Genomic DNA, 949 nt, shown 5'->3' on the forward strand with positions numbered 1-949 from the left:
GATATTCAATACGAACCGCCGGAATAGCGCCATATTCTCGACCGCATCCTCCATCGCTATCCTGGAAGCATCCTCGTTGAACACCACATCAAGAATGTAATGCTGGCTGTTCTCTATCCGCCAGTGCTGCCGTATATAGTGCCCTAACAGCTTGTGCTTGGGGGATAACGAGCTGACATAGTAAGAGGTATCTACCGTTCCTTTTCCGTTGGCGCTGCGGTGACGCTCAACGGCAATGATGCTGCGGATTGTCGGCCATTTCTCCGTCAACTCTGGCGGTAATTTGGCTTTTAATTGAAACACATAACGCTCTTCCTGGCGGCCATGTCCACTCTCTTTGTGCTCGACGACAATCTTCTCTTTCTGGGCGTCAAACAGTGACTGGAATTGCGATTGAACCGCTTGATACAGCTTCGGTTGATTATTCTTGACCTGTACCACTACATGAGCCTTCTTCTCGCTGATTTTCTCCAGTGTCTCACACTGACAATGCAACGCATCGAGTGTGACAACGGCTCCTTTTAGCTCAAGAATGTCCAGCATATCTTTGACGGTTTCGATTTCCCCCTTCTTGTTAGGGGTTGCTTTCTGGCTTAACACCAGCCCATTTTCGGTATCGTAAGCCGTGACCAACTGAAGCGCATCCTTGGCATTTCCCCGAAAGGAGCCGCGTAACACCTTGCCATCAAAGGCAATGATGGGTTTGCCCTGATGAGTGCGCTGTTCATTGACCCAGCACAATGACAATGCAGCGCAGAATGCGGGCAACCGTGTGACGCCGCGGGATGCCGTTGGCAAAGGGGCGATGCTGACGGAGCCAATCGATCTTTGAATCGCCATAGGTTTCGATGTCATTCCAGCCCTCGGCACCACTCATGATGGCACTGATGACAAGGAACATGACATCAACCAGGTTATGTTTACGATTGATCTCAGAGCGAGTTTCTTC

Annotated in this window: 1 pseudogene; it reads right to left on the reverse strand. The window is 50.4% G+C overall.

Annotation, left to right across the window (positions count from 1 at the left end):
* Positions 1 to 949, reverse strand: a pseudogene (locus J9889_RS23280) (ISAs1 family transposase); the annotation flags it as partial.

The organism is Aeromonas sp. PrichA-15 (assembly GCF_017939245.1).
GTDB lineage: Bacteria > Pseudomonadota > Gammaproteobacteria > Enterobacterales > Aeromonadaceae > Aeromonas > Aeromonas caviae.